19 protein-coding genes are annotated in these 15146 nt (G+C 38.1%); 12 read left to right on the forward strand and 7 right to left on the reverse strand.

Annotated elements, in window-relative coordinates; all coding sequences use genetic code 11:
- Positions 1–495 precede the first annotated feature (495 nt).
- The 4 genes from QMF37_RS09555 to garR form a co-directional block, all read right to left on the reverse strand.
- Complete coding sequence (locus tag QMF37_RS09555) at positions 496–1839, reverse strand: GntP family permease (RefSeq protein ID WP_283478116.1); 1344 nt, start codon at positions 1837–1839, stop codon at positions 496–498.
- 171 nt (positions 1840–2010) lie between these two features.
- Positions 2011–2844 carry a class II fructose-bisphosphate aldolase gene (locus tag QMF37_RS09560; RefSeq protein ID WP_283478117.1) on the reverse strand — a complete coding sequence of 278 codons (834 nt, stop codon included), beginning with the start codon at positions 2842–2844 and terminating at the stop codon, positions 2011–2013.
- 62 nt (positions 2845–2906) lie between these two features.
- Entirely contained in the window at positions 2907–4346 is a 1440-nt protein-coding gene (locus QMF37_RS09565; protein WP_283478119.1) for a four-carbon acid sugar kinase family protein, read from the reverse strand.
- 7 nt (positions 4347–4353) lie between these two features.
- The gene (gene garR / locus QMF37_RS09570) at positions 4354–5244 is read right to left on the reverse strand and encodes a 2-hydroxy-3-oxopropionate reductase (RefSeq protein WP_283478121.1); all 891 of its coding nucleotides are present in this window, start codon (positions 5242–5244) and stop codon (positions 4354–4356) included.
- Between the two features lie 197 nt (positions 5245–5441).
- On the opposite strand from garR, the gene QMF37_RS09575 reads away from it, so the two are divergent.
- From QMF37_RS09575 to QMF37_RS09600, 7 genes are all read left to right on the forward strand, one after another.
- On the forward strand, positions 5442–6059 hold the full coding sequence (locus tag QMF37_RS09575; protein ID WP_283478123.1) for a GntR family transcriptional regulator: 618 nt from the start codon (positions 5442–5444) through the stop codon (positions 6057–6059).
- A 934-nt stretch (positions 6060–6993) separates the two neighbouring features.
- On the forward strand, positions 6994–7287 hold the full coding sequence (locus QMF37_RS09580; RefSeq protein WP_071152797.1) for a 3-isopropylmalate dehydrogenase: 294 nt from the start codon (positions 6994–6996) through the stop codon (positions 7285–7287).
- A gap of 61 nt (positions 7288–7348) precedes the next feature.
- Positions 7349–7726, forward strand: coding sequence for a hypothetical protein (locus QMF37_RS09585; protein ID WP_071152798.1), 378 nt, complete (start codon positions 7349–7351; stop codon positions 7724–7726).
- Positions 7727–7939: 213 nt separating this feature from the next.
- Entirely contained in the window at positions 7940–8170 is a 231-nt protein-coding gene (locus tag QMF37_RS09590; protein ID WP_071152799.1) for a hypothetical protein, read from the forward strand.
- Positions 8171–8264: 94 nt separating this feature from the next.
- Positions 8265–8609, forward strand: coding sequence for a glycosyl-4,4'-diaponeurosporenoate acyltransferase CrtO family protein (locus QMF37_RS18275; RefSeq protein WP_481861823.1), 345 nt, complete (start codon positions 8265–8267; stop codon positions 8607–8609).
- A 97-nt stretch (positions 8610–8706) separates the two neighbouring features.
- Positions 8707–8958, forward strand: coding sequence for a hypothetical protein (locus tag QMF37_RS09595; RefSeq protein ID WP_071152800.1), 252 nt, complete (start codon positions 8707–8709; stop codon positions 8956–8958).
- Between the two features lie 73 nt (positions 8959–9031).
- Complete coding sequence (locus QMF37_RS09600) at positions 9032–9541, forward strand: MepB family protein (protein ID WP_071152801.1); 510 nt, start codon at positions 9032–9034, stop codon at positions 9539–9541.
- Between the two features lie 273 nt (positions 9542–9814).
- On the opposite strand, the gene QMF37_RS09605 is transcribed toward QMF37_RS09600, so the two are convergent.
- Positions 9815–10504 carry a copper homeostasis protein CutC gene (locus QMF37_RS09605; protein ID WP_071152802.1) on the reverse strand — a complete coding sequence of 230 codons (690 nt, stop codon included), beginning with the start codon at positions 10502–10504 and terminating at the stop codon, positions 9815–9817.
- A 298-nt stretch (positions 10505–10802) separates the two neighbouring features.
- On the opposite strand from QMF37_RS09605, the gene QMF37_RS09610 reads away from it, so the two are divergent.
- From QMF37_RS09610 to QMF37_RS09620, 3 genes are all read left to right on the forward strand, one after another.
- Positions 10803–11183, forward strand: a complete 381-nt coding sequence (locus tag QMF37_RS09610) for a VOC family protein (RefSeq protein ID WP_071152803.1) — start codon at positions 10803–10805, stop codon at positions 11181–11183.
- Between the two features lie 212 nt (positions 11184–11395).
- On the forward strand, positions 11396–11683 hold the full coding sequence (locus tag QMF37_RS09615; RefSeq protein WP_071152804.1) for a hypothetical protein: 288 nt from the start codon (positions 11396–11398) through the stop codon (positions 11681–11683).
- 46 nt (positions 11684–11729) lie between these two features.
- A complete protein-coding gene (locus tag QMF37_RS09620; protein WP_071152805.1) occupies positions 11730–12692 on the forward strand; it encodes a DUF3885 domain-containing protein in 963 nt (320 codons plus the stop codon).
- Positions 12693–12911: 219 nt separating this feature from the next.
- Here the strand turns inward: QMF37_RS09620 and QMF37_RS09625 are convergent, their stop codons facing one another.
- Both QMF37_RS09625 and QMF37_RS09630 read right to left on the reverse strand, forming a co-directional pair.
- Positions 12912–13202, reverse strand: coding sequence for a helix-turn-helix domain-containing protein (locus QMF37_RS09625; RefSeq protein ID WP_071152806.1), 291 nt, complete (start codon positions 13200–13202; stop codon positions 12912–12914).
- 5 nt (positions 13203–13207) lie between these two features.
- Entirely contained in the window at positions 13208–13660 is a 453-nt protein-coding gene (locus QMF37_RS09630) for a hypothetical protein (protein WP_071152807.1), read from the reverse strand.
- Between the two features lie 457 nt (positions 13661–14117).
- Between QMF37_RS09630 and relB the strand changes: the two genes are divergently transcribed.
- Both relB and QMF37_RS09640 read left to right on the forward strand, forming a co-directional pair.
- On the forward strand, positions 14118–14330 hold the full coding sequence (gene relB / locus QMF37_RS09635) for a type II toxin-antitoxin system RelB family antitoxin (protein WP_071152808.1): 213 nt from the start codon (positions 14118–14120) through the stop codon (positions 14328–14330).
- A gap of 6 nt (positions 14331–14336) precedes the next feature.
- Positions 14337–14600 carry a type II toxin-antitoxin system RelE family toxin gene (locus tag QMF37_RS09640; protein ID WP_071152809.1) on the forward strand — a complete coding sequence of 88 codons (264 nt, stop codon included), beginning with the start codon at positions 14337–14339 and terminating at the stop codon, positions 14598–14600.
- Positions 14601–15146: the final 546 nt, after the last annotated feature.

Genomic DNA, 15146 nt, shown 5'->3' on the forward strand with positions numbered 1-15146 from the left:
CTTCGCTAGGAAGCTCTTGGCTTAGGAGTCAACAAGATGGTATTGCTGATACTAGCCAGTTTGTGATGGTGATGGAAGCGTATACCACTGTCTTCGTTGTTTTGGGTAGTATTCTATTTGCTGCGGTTTGCTAACGGCTATACTTACTTATTTTAGCGTTCTATTTTTGGGCTTTAGAGAAACTGAACATACGGATTGAAAAGAGCTGTTTTTGAACTAGATGCTCTATTGGTAGAGAGGGGACTTGATCCTTCACAATTTTTTATTTAGCGCGGGACATAACTAACAAAAGCATCAACATACCCACAAAAACACACCTATCTCAAAGCTTGTTGCAGCTTAGAAATGGTGTGTTTTTAGTTGAAACAATAGTTATTCCCTAACTCTTTATCTCCTTCTTACTAGATGTTCTCAGTCAGATTGCTCATGTTGCAAGAAGTACGATTTAGTTGGACTTTGATAAGAAATCTTGTTTTTTGTTACTCCAGTTACCACTTATAACCCGGGCAATATTCCTGCAAACAAGTTTAAAATAAAGACCGTAATTAAAGCAGTTAAACCTGCGACAAATCCTCCACCTGTCCAAGCGAGAAGCGTTTGCGGAATTGTCAGTTTGCCAAAGCGATTAACAACCCAAAAGCCGGAATCGTTTGGCAGTGATAGCCCAATCCCTCCCGCACAAATTGCAAGACCGAGTAAAATTGGCGAAACGCCAAGTTCACCAACCATTGGTCCAAGAATACTAGATGTCGTAACAAGTGCCACTGTTGCGGAACCAAGTGAAGCACGTAAAATCTGAGAAAAGATAAAGGCTAACAAGAGAACTGGAATGCTCCAACTTTGCATGGTTGCAATCAAGTGATCACCAATTCCACTGCTGTTAATAACAGCACCAAACGCACCACCCGCACCTGTAATCAAGATGATCATTCCGGCCGAGTTGATCGCTTCAGAATACAAACGATTGTTCGGAATGGCAATATACGGGCGTAAAAAGATGATTGCTGCGAACACACTGATTAACAGTGCCACGTTTTTTTCTCCAACAAAGCCGAAGAAACTAGCTGCTGCTGTACCAGGTATTAATAGCTGAGAAACCGTATTCGTCAAAATTAGGATAATCGGCAATGCTAGCATAGAGAAACTTAAGCCTGTGCTAATTTCTTTTTTCGGTAAATCTGCTTTATCAATGGCGATTTCTTCGACCTCACCCGAATGCTTAATGCGCTTTCCGATAAACATTCCATACAAATAACCACCAACTAAGGTAGCTGGGATAGCGACAATAATGCCGTAGATGATAAAGAGACCAAGCTCTGCCCCCATATTTTCTGCGACCACAAGTGGTCCGGGTGTTGGTGCAATCATGTTATGTGACACGATTAACCCGACACCAAGTGCCGTTACAAAGCTAACGACTGAAATTCCTGTTTTGGTAGCAAGAGAGCGAATCAAACCACTTAAAATAACAAATGCTGCATCAAAAAATACGGGAATCGAAACGGCTGTACCTGTCAATGCGAGACCTGCTGGAGATCGTTTAATCCCAAATATGTTTAAGACAGTTTGTGCAATTTTTTCAACCGCACCTGACGCACCCAAAAACTGACCAAAGATGACCCCAAGACCAATTAAAATACCAACGCCTGCAAGCGTATTTCCGAATCCTGCGGTTACAGTCGAAGCTACTTCGTTTAGCGGCATACCGATAGATAGTGCTGTTAAAACAGCAATCGTAATTAATGCAAGAAATGGTTCGATTTTCAGCTTAAGAATAGCAAAAAATAAGACAGCAAGTGACAGAACAAAAATCAAAATCAACAAATTACCAGTAATCATGAGAACATCTCCCTTATCAATTAAGTTTTTATTGGGCATACCTAGTAAGAATCTATTTAGAAATGATAGCGGTTTCACGAAACCTATTCCGTATCTTTCAAAGCATGATTTATGCACGAAACTAGCTTTATGGCTTGTGACGAGCAAAAATGATTGCTTTGTATTCGCATACTACTTTTTCAGCACACGAATAAACTTCGCTATTACCGGTTCTATGGCTTGTTGCATACCAGCCATTACATCTGAAAGATGCATTTTTTCTTGCTCTTCTAAAGCCTGTTTGAGGTAAATAGTAGCAGCCAGTGATACTTCTGTATTTACATTTACCTTACAAATCCCTTTTGCTACTGCTCGTTTCATAATGTCTTCTGGCGTACCCGAGCCACCGTGTAAAACTAACGGAATGCTAACAGCCTGTTGAATTTCTTCTAATAGCTCTAAGTTGATGTTTGGTTTTCCTGTATACATGCCGTGTACAGTGCCGATAGCGGCTGCCAAAAAATCAACGCCCGTTTCCTCTACAAATATTTTAGCGGACTTTGGATCTGTCAATGTCCCATCGCCATCTTCTTCATCTGAAAAAGCACCTCGAGCAACTGAGCCAATTTCAGCTTCCACACTCACCCCTGCCAGATGGGCAATTTCCACAATTTCTTTTGTGTAGCGGATATTTTGTGCAAGATCATGTTTTGAGCCGTCGAACATGACAGAAGTAAACCCGCAGTCAATCGCCCGAATAATCGATTCTTTTTGATAGGCATGATCTAAGTGGAGCGCAATCGGAATTGTCGATTTTTCTGCCAATGCTTTAGTTAAAGCAGCAAAGCCTTCTACATCTACCATATTAAAATAGCGTTCTCCTAGCGCAATAATCACTGGCTGATTTTCTGCTTCTGCCACGCGAATTACTGCCTGCAGAGTTTCAAGACTATAGACATTAAAAGCAGCTACGGCATACTTTTCTTTTTGTGCTGCTAAAAGAATGTCTTTCGTATTTATTAACATCAAAAAACCGCCTTTTCATTGTATTTGCTTACAATACATCTAGAGAGCAAAAATCCATCAACCTACTGGTGCAATAGCTCTGCTACTTCTTTCAAGGTTGTTTTTGACCCTACGTTCCCTGGAAAAATAACATAAGCTAGTCCTGGAAATTTACTTTCACTACCTGTCAACCAAACGGGAATACCCGGCTTGATTTGTCCGGCAACTGTTGCTCGCTTCACACTGAGTCCGTTTGTCCCTATGTCACTAGAAGTAATACCACCTTTGGCAATGATAAAGCTTGGTCTTACTTTAATTTTTTTGACAATACTTGTTACAGCATCGGAAATTTTTACTGATAACTTAAGCTCTTCTTCTTTTTTGTTCTCTCCCAAATCAAGTCGCTCCCGCTTCGTATAGACGGCAACCGTCTTTCCTTTTCGGATAAGTTGTTCACACGTTTGAATAACTCGTTGGATTTCTTCTTCAAATTTCTCTGGATGCAATACCAAATGAACGTCGAACTCAATAAATTCTATAAAATCACATGTCTGAAGCACTTCAAACTGTTCCGTTGTTTTTTTCACGTGAGAGCCAATCATGATGAGTCCGCCATTTCCAGAATGATTCTTTATCAACTCTTCTCTGGTCAAAAGCGCTCTGTCTTCAATACCGCCAATGATTTTAGTTAAAGCTGCAGCACTTCGGAACATAAAATTTTTCCCTACTTTCATCGCCCGGATAAGAGCGATTGCGACAACTTTCACATCAAGATATTCAGTGGCATTGACAATGACTTTGTTAAAGTCTTTTACTGCCATTAGCTGATTCATTAGACGATCGATTTTAAGACCCCGAATGTCCTCCAAAGAAAGATAGACCGCATCGGTTGCTTTGAATGCACCCGCCGACTTTTCTTCTGCCCATTCACCAAGATGCGAAGATGTATAACCAAATGTGCGATCTTTCGCAAATTCAGTTTCACCTGCTGGAATTAATTGATCCTCGTCCTGCACGTAATGAACATTTTGGATCGTGAAGCGCCCACCTTCTTTGAAAAATGGCATAATCACTTCTCCATCAAATACACGATCAGATTGCGCTTCTACCGTATTTTTTAATACTTCTGTCTCAAGAGGATAATGACCACGTAGTGTTGAGTCTCCACGGCTAATAATTATAAAGTCTTTTTGTAGGTTTTCTGCTGTTTGACGAATCGCCGTTGCTATTTCCTCATGTGCGCGTTTAGTCTCATCAGCTGTAAATCCTCTTGAGTTGGTTAAGATGAAAAACATCTTACTTTCTTCAGCAAAACCAGCTTCTATACTTTCAAAAGTCCAGTCTGTATAAACAGAAATCCCATGTACTGTTTGAACGCCTGTCGGATCATCATCTAACACAATGATTTTTTTGTTAAAACTTTGTAATTCACGATTGAGTAGGGTGTTTACTGTTTGTTCATCCGGAACGGTTGGTAAACTATTAAGTGTTTCGGTTGTATTAAGTTTTTTTGAATTGGTCATCAGTTGGTTACCCCCTTCTCACTTCAACATTCGCCAATTTTTCGTAATACTGAATAATGCCGCCATGATCGTCTCCCGCTTTACCGTCTACTTTTAAGGCATGGAAAATTTCAAGTAGTTGACTCGTAAGCGGTAGCGGCACCCCAATATCATGCGCTGTTTCCATTACGTTTGAGATATCTTTTAAATTAATGTCAATCCGTCCACCCGCTACAAAATTACGATCTAGAATCAAAGGTACTTTTGCATCAAGAACTGCACTTCCAGCCAGTCCACCTCGAATCGCCTGATACATTTTTTCAATGTCTATGCCTGCTTTAGCCGCGAGAATGAGTGCTTCAGACATTGCTGCGATGTTTAAGTTGACGATGATTTGGTTTGCCAATTTAGCTGTGACACCGCTTCCACTTTTGCCAACGAGTGTAATGTCTGAACCTACTGCCTGCAGTACAGGTTTCACGGATTCGAATACCGTTTCTTTGCCGCCTACCATAATAGATAGCGTGCCATCAATTGCTTTTGGCTCCCCACCGCTTACTGGAGCATCTAACATTTCTACTCCTTGTTTTGCAGCTTCATTGGAAATTTCAACAGAAGCCACTGGCGAAATAGAGCTCATATCGATAATGACAAGTCCTTCTTTTGCCGTTTTCAAAATTCCATTTTCTCCGGTTACAACTTGTTTCACATGTTGTGAAGCTGGCAACATTGTGATAATCACGTCACAAGTAAGCCCCATTTCAGCAGGCGTGCTTGATGTTGCTCCCGCCTCTACTAACGCTTCTACGCTTTGCGTATTGAGATCGTTTACGGTTACCTCGTATCCAGCTTTAAGTAAATTGAGTGACATCGGCTTCCCCATAATTCCTAAACCAATAACTCCTATAGTCTTTGTCATTTAAATATCTCCCTTCAATTTCGAACTACAATCGGTTAGATAGCGCTTTCACTCTTACATAAACTGAATTGTACACACAATTTATATTTTTGTATACATTTATTTTTTAATTGTATACAAAAAATACTTCCTTTTAAATCTTGGTTATTAAACTTATACTTTAAAATAAGACAAATTTACTTTAGGAGACGATTAGATTGACAAAAAAACCAACACAACTTGCCTACGTTCATGCTTATGAATATATAAGAGATCGGATCTTAAATGGAGAGCTCGAACGCGGAACAAAGTTGGTTGAAGAACGACTAGCTGAAGAGATGGGGATCAGCCGGACGCCAGTGCGAGATTCTATACGTAAACTTGAGCAAGAAGGACTGATCAAGGAAAAACGTGTTGTGAATCCTAGCGATATGGACCTTCGTCATGTTTTTCAAGTTCGTACATTACTAGAAGGTTTTGCTGCGCACCACTGTGCCACTTATATAACAGATGAGGCATTGGACCAGCTTAAAAATTGTGTGGATGTGGGTCGTACAGGTACTCTCGAGGAAGTGATGGCAGCCAACAAAGAATTTCACGAAATTATTGTCGGCGCTACAAACAACCCCGTAATGGTTGATATACTGGATCGCATGCAGTCGATTATTTACTTATTCCGAAAAACAGTAGTACTCCATAAACGTCCTCTTTTAATCGAAGAACATCATGATATTTATGAGGCCATCCGTCACCATAACGCTGATGAGGCCGAGCGACTGATGAAAGAACACCTGCAACTCGATTTGGAGTTTTGTTTAAATCGGATGAAAGGATAACTCCGATTACTTAGATTTTATCTATATGACAAAAGAGCACTTCCTGAATCAATCAAGAAGTGCTCTTTTCTGTGTATGATCCCTATCTAGTTTATGAATCCAGTGGGTAGGTAGTCATCATTTGAAATTTTGTATTGAGAGCCATCCTAAAATTTCACGAAAGACATTAGGCTAGATTAAGCAACTGTATTCTCTTATGAACAGAGTGACTCTCCTTCCTGCTCCACTAACAGCTGTAATGCAAACTCCCTAATCGTCCCAATCGAACTTGTGAAAAAGTGAAACAAAAGCGGTAGTGAACTCGTATAGAGAGTAACGATCTGGAACCGTCAGTCCAATCACCGTCGTTTTCTCGCAGGATCCTGTTAAGTTTATATTTGGAAGCGTAGGTTATAGAGTGTTTGTAATCGGACGTTAAAAAACCCAAGATTTTTTTGAAATTTTCATCACAGTTAGTCTTAGAGGTTATTGTATGTAGTTAGCTGCTGTAAAGGAATCTTTATGATAGAAAACACACCTTCCCATTCGTTGTTGTATAAACTCCTCTTAATGTTTTTCAAAAATGAGATTTATTAAAAAGTTAATCTCAGTATAGCTGTATTATTTTTTCGTTTATGAACTTATTGAATGAGCGATGGACTTATACACTATAAGAAGAATAAATTTATTATTCCGTAGAAGATCTACTATTTGCTTGAATTAGCTAATTCAATCGTACTCATCATTTTTTCTGTTTTAAAAAAAGTCACTGACGGAGAAATAGGGAAAAATACTAAGTATCTCTAGAGATATGAGTGGTTCCAAAGGTATTTGACGTCTACTGAATACCAAGCATTAATTTTCGGAAATGATGATGTTCGTTATTCTTATTGGAACACGCTAAATTTATACTTACTGTATTTTTAGTAGGCTGTTTCAGACAAAGGAGACTCTAATGAGCGGTTTTTTCTTAATCCTTATGGGATTTTTTATTGTTGGTGCAAACCTTATGGGATTTATCTTCTATAAAAAGAGGGAAAATTTATACGATGCTGCTTTTATCCTATTTTTATTAACGGTTTTGTTTGGAGCAATCGGTGGCTTAATCGCACTTTTAGTTATCCGTGATGCTTTCGCATTATTTTACGGCTTGCAAGTAGGATACTATTTACTACTAAATAGTGTTGTTGCTTTCTTGATTGCCCTTGTTGTAACTGCAATACAAAGATATAACCACAATAAATTATAGTTCATGCTTGTATTCAAGTAACGAGTGCAGTTGTTGAGAATTTTTTTAAGGAGAGTGGCTAATGTTTATAAAGAAACGCACATTAATAATACTCACAACTTTGATTTTGATAGTAAATGGTGTTTTAATTTATTCTTTATATTTTAGTAAACCGAGAAACTCACTTGAATTATATCAAGCTATTGCTTTTGCAAATGATTTCGAACAAACACAAAACTTAAATTTGGCAGGCTATGAAGATAATTTTAAGAAAGAAGACTTTGATTACATTAAAAGTGAAAAGTCGATTGCAAACAGCATAAGCCAAATGACGTTGTTTGCGTATGACGAAAAAACTTATGTCATTACGACTTCTCCTGGAACACGAAAATTAAAAATTTTAGCAGTAGAAGAGTTACCAAAAGATATAAGGGATTATTTTAGTGAAGGACTAGAGTGAAATTTCATTTAATAATAGTGCGTTGGTTTTTACTCAGCCTTTGTATCGTACATATTTTACCGTTTTTTATTCAGCAATTTTTATAAGGCGTAATCTATGAATGCGGACTGATGTCATCCCATATCCCAAAATCGGACATGGTTATTGGTTAAAAGAAAATGTGCTCGACGCAATTAGCAGCTGTTTAGAATTTACCTGGAAAGGATGAGTTTTATGTTATGGATACTTTCACAAAACAAACAGAGCCTGATGAATGTAAAAGATGTTTCGGTAAAAGGAAAATACATTCAAGGTTTTGTCGAAAACAGCTTTTTAGATCAATGGAATAAAACGATTGGGAAATATGAATCCAATGAAAGAGCCATCGAAATTCTTAGTGAACTATTTGCGAAAATCGAAGAAAGTCCTGATGCTGCAGTGACGTTTACTATGCCTCAGAAGTAAGTAAGCACCACGCGCCTTAACCAAACGGGTCATCTTTCTAGTAAAATATGCTGAAGTTTAATTAGGGGGTGAACATTTGTCAGTTACCATCTAGATGATCCTCATTTTGGGTGATACTCAACTACAGCGTCACATATTGCCTAAAGAAACTTTCCAAAACAATTTCAAAGCATTCGAAAGTAGACCATCCAAATCAATCCTAATTAAAAAATGGCAAGATAAATTGCCGACGATGAATGCCACGCTAAAAAACTTAAAAACCAAGCTAACCTCCGACTATCTACATACACTAATTATGCAAACCTATTATGCTGAATTTGGGCACCTAACTACTGCTGTATTGGATTTTCTTTGTCTAGTAGTTAACCCAAGTGCGTATTTACTAATGGCTTTTATTTGTTTCATTCTTTATTTTTTATTCATATTCACTTCTATTTAATTCAGAGGTATAATCGTCCGAGATTACTCAACGTGAGATTCAGGAAAGGGTACTCTGCAACAAATGAGCTAGATGAAAGTGGAAGGGAGGTAGGATAGTGGGTGAAATAGACAAGCGAAAGAGATTGAGCGAAGAACCTTTTGCCTTTGAAGTAAGGAAAAAAGGAACGGTAGCCATTTTCTTTGAAGGGAAACAAATTAAAATGATAAGAGACAAAGAAGCTGAGCGTCTCATAGCTAAAATCAGTAAAGTTGAAAACAATATTACAGAAGTACAATTATTATTGGCTAAAATTACTGGCAACTTCAAACATGGCAATGAGAAACTTGGTAAAAACAAATCGAAATAAGTGTAAGAAATTGGCGGGAGAACAATATCAGCCATTTTCTATTTTTATCACTATGAATTTCAGGAGTTGTAGCATGAATGATTTTTATACAGCATTAACCTATTTAACTAACACACTGTATAAACCCTATAATTTGGTGGTAACGTCGATTCAAGAAGAAAAACAAAACGCGATGTATGGTGCAGGTACATTTCAACTATCCTCTAGAACCATTCGATTCCGCGTAGCGAATGTCACACCCAAAAAAACAGGGCAGTTTGTCGCTTTTTGGGAAAAAGACGAAAACAATGAAAACCAACCTTACTTGTACGACGAAGCACCGGATTTATTGGTGGTAACCGTATTTAAAAACGGCCATGATTTTGGTCAATTTGTCTTTCCGAAAAAAGTTCTTCTTAAACAGGCCATTCTTAAATCTAGTGTCACCAAAGGAAAAATGGCCATGCGGGTCTACCCAAGCTGGGATCATCCCACTAGCAAACAAGCGATAAAAACACAGCAATGGCAGCTGCCCTATTTTATTGATATGCGACTTTCGAAGCCCTTACTCAAAGAAAAAGTCACAGAACTGTATTGCCACTAACATTTGGGATAGCTATAAATTGCGATAAAAATGTAGAAAGCCGTAGTCAAAACATGGTTGTTTTTGACTACGGCTTTCTACATTTTTTAATTTAGCTTGTGGTGCTTCCGAAGAAGTAAGGAAGCAGAGCTTTAACTGCTCGCTAGGGTCATTGATGAGAAACGCTTGCAAAGACCTTATACTTACAGCAAAATCATCCGTAAACTCCTGGATATTGGCCCTTATCTTCGGATCTATCCTTTTTTCATCCGTTCTTCTGGTGGATGTTCTGTGCTAAGCCTTCATTTCTGTGACTTGCTGCATTACTTCTTTGTCAAACCCTTCTGCATAAGAACCATTTTTTCGGACGCCGCTCCCCAAATGATACTCGCTAGCCCTCACAGTTTGATGGATTTCTTCTATATTCGTCGGCGTTAATCCCCCACCACACAGAATAGACGGGCCTTCCATCTCTTTTGATAACTCGACTAACTTTCTTAACTGGTTCTTGCCTCTCAAACAATCCACATGACCACCAGATGTTAAAATTCGTTTCACTTGTTTTTTGTAGTTCGCTAATGCCCTATATGCATACAGCTGATCGTCAATTTCATCAAAAGCGCGGTGGAATGTGATATCGAGCTGATCAGACACCGCAATGACTTTTTCTAGTGCTTGTTCATCTATTGCGTAATCCTTTGTTAAAGCTCCAAATACAATTCCGTGACCACCCAAATTCAACACATTTTTGACATCTTCGATGATTGTGTTCATTTCTGAATCGCTATAAAAAAAATCTCGACTGTGAGGACGTATCATTACTTGAACCGGTACCGTCACACTGTTCAACACTTGCTTGATGGTTTCAAAGCTCGGTGTTAACCCTCCCTCATCGATGGAGGAGACAAGTTCTAGTCTAGCTGCTCCCATTTTTTCTGCTTGGATTGCTTCCTGTTCATTTTGTACAATGACTTCTATACTCATTTTTCATTTCCTTTCAGACTAGACGATTATACTGAACCCCAGCGCGCCAGTTCCATCATAATCTTCTTTTTCATAGCTTTATCGTATAGTTCCTATAAACGCATCCCATTATGTTGCACATTCTTTTAACTTTTATCTTTGCCTAGAGTCGTTTCACTTTTCCTATGCATTTCCTAATTCCCTTGCTTTTCCACCTAACAAAAACGGTATTTACTACTGGTCGCCTAGGTTCATTGAAATACTTATCAATTGATAACTAAAATGGGTAAACTTAAAAAAAGAAGGAGGAGAAACCTTAATGATTAACAAAATCGGTCAAATTATGCTTTATGTAAACGATCAAGATAAAGCAATACGTTTTTGGACAAAAAAAGTAGGCTTCAGTATTATTGCGGAAGAAACTACTCATGGCATGAGATGGATCGAAATTGCTCCATCGAAGGACTCAGAGACAAGTATTATTTTACACGATAAAAAAGGAATTGCTAAGATGTCTCCGGAACTAAATCTAGGTACACCCTCTTTAATGTTCTCAACCGGAAATCTCGATAAATTATATACCGACTTAACAAATCAAGGCGTTACTACCGGAAAAATAGTGGAAATGCCTACTGGCAGAGTATTCAACTTTGCGGACAGTGAACATAATTACTTTGCAGTTATGGAAGCAAGCAAGTGAGTTTTTGCATCCACATCTGCAATCCATCCCCTCTTTTTTATATGACGTAGGAGGATTCAGAATATGGAGAGGAGAACTAAAAAAGGAACTTATTTTTTCAAGTTTTTTCAAGACTGCATATTTAAGTAAATTTCCATTTGTATTAAGAAACTAATTGCCTGCTCATTCTGTCTTACTTACTAATCATGTTTCGCGTAAATGGAGGGATAGCTATGTGGTTTCTACTAGGCGTTATCGCAATAACAGCAACTTGTATAAATCTTGCTATGTATGCAACAGGCAAAGATTATAAATTGGCGATGGCCATGGGCTTATCTTTTACAGCGTTAACTGTGGTCGCGGATTATAGTATGGTGTCGAGCTGGGTAGAGGCGGAAGATTGGTCTGCTTTACTAGATGTGGTTCCGATAATGGCAGGCGCGTTGTGGATGTTAACCATCCTATCGATTTTATTGAATATAACGCCTATTCTGTTAGAACTGAAAAACAAAAATAAATAGTATTAATTCAAATTTAGGACAGAATCCATTTAAGAAAGGAATACGAATGAAAGAGACCTTATTGAAGTACCTAGAAAGCAATTTCCCAGACTTAACGAGTGAGTTGTATGTAAGGTTTGATCTAGGCAGTCCGCATGAAAATGGAACTGACGAAAGAATCGATCAAGTTACGACAAGAGTGACTAGCTTGTTCGAAGAGGTATTCAAGCCGGACGATTTTATTTATCTTTACATCAAAGATTACGGTGGGACAGAAGATAGTATGTTTGGAAATAACACGCCAACGTATCTTACTGATTTACTAAGCACCCAAAGGATTGAAGAGGACATTTTGTACGATATCGATGAGGATGTTGACGAGTTAACAGGCAACACGATAGAACTAAAAAATGAATTCAACGTGAAAATTGTCTATGCAAAATTAGCCTCTATTAACTACCGAGAAATACTGAAAGGCATTGGGAATTATGAGCAAGGTCGAGATCCTTCTATTGGCGAATCTGTATACTTTATGAACACAGAAAAAGACATCGTATTTCACATGTATGACGATCGTGGATGTGACGTTTTCGGCTTAAATAAGGATACGCTTGCCCCCCTATATCATAAGTTCAGAAAGTGGATTTTAGACTATAACCGGATTGAAATAGATTATGCTTTTGAAGAAGGATTATACACTTACGTTGAAACTACTGATGAGAAAGAGAAGAGAATTAAAGCCGACCAGCTACAAGTAAAAGAAACGAACATTGATTTATTTCAGGACAATACCTGTCACATCACCCATACGCTTGTCATACCGAATGACAAGACAGATGAGTGTATCAATGAACTATCTGAAACTGGTTTCACTCTTTTTGTCGATACGAAAAATTGTGCGTGTAGCCATTTAAAAGTAACCAAAACAGACGCTTTGGCCGTTATTGATTACCAAACTGAGCTTATGTCTTTGTATTCGAAGAAATATGAAGGCGCGTATTTAGGATGGTCTGTGAGAAAAGCTTTTTAGTTAAGGTTGTGGTGGAGACAGTTTTAGTACAAAAATTTCGATGGAATAAGTGAATTCAAAGGAAAGGTTTTACTCGGAAAATCAGTATCGACAATCCTCTATTGGCTGTACTTATATAATAATTTTATTTTTGAGGGAGATAAAACAAAAAAGGCTACTGTAGTAGCCTTTCTGTTTTCTTACATGCAAATTTCACTTTCAAAACCCTACCTTACTGTTTTAATGATGTACAACATACTCTTTAGCAAGGGGAGTCCCATCTTCCTTTAGATTCAATGCTGTATATACTTTTATAATTGTACTTGGACGTATCCCTTGGTCGCCACCTTCAATCCGGCTGATGGTTTTCTGAGTAACATCTGCTTTATCAGCAAGTTCTATTTGGGAAAGCCCTAATTCCATACGTCTTTTAAAGACGTTTCGACTCCGACTGTATTCAGCGCTTTCTAATGCTTCTTTTATTGCCGTATTCTGTATCAGACGGTTTCTCAAATCATTTAAAGTTGCCATTTTTCTCACCCCTCAAAGAAGTCTTTTTCTCGCTTCGTCCGTTTGACATGATTATATAATTGTTTTGCTCTTTGCATATAAAAATTTGTCATATCTGGTTTTCCGTGGACTTTCGTAAATCCGTAAACAAATACATAACAAGGCTCTGCTTTATAATAATAAGGAAAGTAAATAAACCGATGAAATTCAGCTCCATTATCAGCCTTCATTTCAAAAATCCGAGGTTCCGAAAGACGTTTTACTAACTCCACATCTACTTCGCGACCACGAAAAGTGCGTTTTATCCGATAAGGCTTTGTTTCACCTAGTGGAAACATTGTTTCTGGCGCTTCTGCGAGATCCGCAAATCCCTGATAAATCAATACTCCAAGATCTGTATCCTCTTCTGCCAGCTTTTCAATGAAAGGTAATACTTGTTGCTGATTGTCGATAGTTCTTGAAAAATAAATTTCTGTCATATGTATTATAGCTAAAATGACTTAAATTGTCTAATTATTTAAGTCATTTCATCCTCCTTTCCTTACTTAACTTCCTTTTAGTACTACTTTCCATTAGTATACCGCTTTTATACAATCTATAGAGATATTCTATAGTTCTACTATCTACAATCCAAGCATTCTCATTAGTTTTTGTGTCGTAGTTATAATTTACTTAATGACTTTAATTTGTTTCATAATATAAGCGAGTTATTTTCTCTACAGATTTCGAGAAGTTTTATTATTGGATGAATTAATCAAAACTCGCTCAAGGACCTTTTAATAGATATTCATATTCCTCTATTTTCTCTATCAAACTGCGTATATGTATTGAACTTCAACGAGAATCGCTGTATACAAGAATTCAAAATCTATCATTTTACAAACAAAACAAAATGTAATACAATGTATTACAAAGAGCAAAAGGGGGGTTTTATTCATGGCCACTATTTCTTTGCGTGTGGATGACCGCGACAGCAAACTCATCCGCGACTACGCCAAACTGAAAAACACATCTGTTTCGGATTTGATGCGGAATGCCATCATCGAGAAGATTGAAGATGAACTGGATGTCGAAAACTTTGACCGGCTCCTTGCCACTATGGAAACAACCCATTCCTTGGATGACGTCAAAAAAGAATTGGGTTTATAACCAACCATGTATGCAGTTCATTTCTCAGATGTCGCGTTGAAGAAATTAAAAAAGATGGACCGGTACCAGGCCTCTCTCCTGATTGGCTGGATTGAAAAGAACTTGAAGGATACCGACGATCCACGAATACAGGGCAAGGCATTGGTTGCAAACCACAAAGGCAAGTGGCGTTATCGGGTTGGTGATTACCGTATTCTAGCGTTGATCGAAGACGAAAAGATCATTATTACCATTATCGATGTTAGACATCGAAAAGATATCTACGAATAAGAAGACAGGTGCATGCGCTTCAATAGGCTGCACCTGTTTTTCATATTCCACAGTAAGCATTTGACTGGAATGACCGCCGTGAAAATCTTTATATCAATTGGTTTCTCCTCGGACTATAACCTCTTCCAAGCGGTTCATAAATTGGACGCGTTGCTTCATGATAAGTAGAATGAGTAAGAGTATGATGATTACAGAAATGAAGAAGTCTTATGATGAAGAGTACCTGTATTATGAGGAAAGTCGATCAGCTTGGCTGCGTTGTCACGCCGATCGAGTTGAGAAGATCCAAGAGTAGCCACTTTTATATAGTGAAGCTTACAGAACCCACCATGCCTCTTCACAATGCGAATCACGGTGGGTCGTTTTATTTCCTCATTTACTCATCCAATCCTGCATTTTATACATTTTTGGTTACTTGCATTTTGCTGTTCATCATTTTACCTTCGCAAACTTCCACATGTGTTAGGGAGAAGTTTGTTAATCTTTTTTTGCATTTTTACTAACTTTATTCGTAACATACGGAGAAACGCAAAAATCGGGATAAAT

The sequence above is a fragment of the Planococcus sp. S3-L1 genome (assembly GCF_030063085.1).
In the GTDB taxonomy this organism is placed as follows: Bacteria; Bacillota; Bacilli; order Bacillales_A; family Planococcaceae; genus Planococcus; species Planococcus kocurii.

Bases quoted from the DNA above. Each gene is read 5' to 3' on its own strand.
- QMF37_RS09555 (WP_283478116.1), bottom strand. From the start codon at position 1,839: ATGATTACTGGTAATTTGTTGATTTTGATTTTTGTTCTGTCACTTGCT.
- garR (WP_283478121.1), bottom strand. From the start codon at position 5,244: ATGACAAAGACTATAGGAGTTATTGGTTTAGGAATTATGGGGAAGCCG.
- QMF37_RS09640 (WP_071152809.1), top strand. From the start codon at position 14,337: ATGTATGCAGTTCATTTCTCAGATGTCGCGTTGAAGAAATTAAAAAAG.
- QMF37_RS09625 (WP_071152806.1), bottom strand. From the start codon at position 13,202: ATGGCAACTTTAAATGATTTGAGAAACCGTCTGATACAGAATACGGCA.
- QMF37_RS09600 (WP_071152801.1), top strand. From the start codon at position 9,032: ATGAATGATTTTTATACAGCATTAACCTATTTAACTAACACACTGTAT.
- QMF37_RS09585 (WP_071152798.1), top strand. From the start codon at position 7,349: ATGTTTATAAAGAAACGCACATTAATAATACTCACAACTTTGATTTTG.
- QMF37_RS09630 (WP_071152807.1), bottom strand. From the start codon at position 13,660: ATGACAGAAATTTATTTTTCAAGAACTATCGACAATCAGCAACAAGTA.
- QMF37_RS09615 (WP_071152804.1), top strand. From the start codon at position 11,396: ATGTGGTTTCTACTAGGCGTTATCGCAATAACAGCAACTTGTATAAAT.
- QMF37_RS09590 (WP_071152799.1), top strand. From the start codon at position 7,940: ATGTTATGGATACTTTCACAAAACAAACAGAGCCTGATGAATGTAAAA.
- QMF37_RS09580 (WP_071152797.1), top strand. From the start codon at position 6,994: ATGAGCGGTTTTTTCTTAATCCTTATGGGATTTTTTATTGTTGGTGCA.
- QMF37_RS09605 (WP_071152802.1), bottom strand. From the start codon at position 10,504: ATGAGTATAGAAGTCATTGTACAAAATGAACAGGAAGCAATCCAAGCA.
- QMF37_RS09610 (WP_071152803.1), top strand. From the start codon at position 10,803: ATGATTAACAAAATCGGTCAAATTATGCTTTATGTAAACGATCAAGAT.
- QMF37_RS09620 (WP_071152805.1), top strand. From the start codon at position 11,730: ATGAAAGAGACCTTATTGAAGTACCTAGAAAGCAATTTCCCAGACTTA.
- relB (WP_071152808.1), top strand. From the start codon at position 14,118: ATGGCCACTATTTCTTTGCGTGTGGATGACCGCGACAGCAAACTCATC.
- QMF37_RS09560 (WP_283478117.1), bottom strand. From the start codon at position 2,844: ATGTTAATAAATACGAAAGACATTCTTTTAGCAGCACAAAAAGAAAAG.
- QMF37_RS09565 (WP_283478119.1), bottom strand. From the start codon at position 4,346: ATGACCAATTCAAAAAAACTTAATACAACCGAAACACTTAATAGTTTA.
- QMF37_RS18275 (WP_481861823.1), top strand. From the start codon at position 8,265: ATGATCCTCATTTTGGGTGATACTCAACTACAGCGTCACATATTGCCT.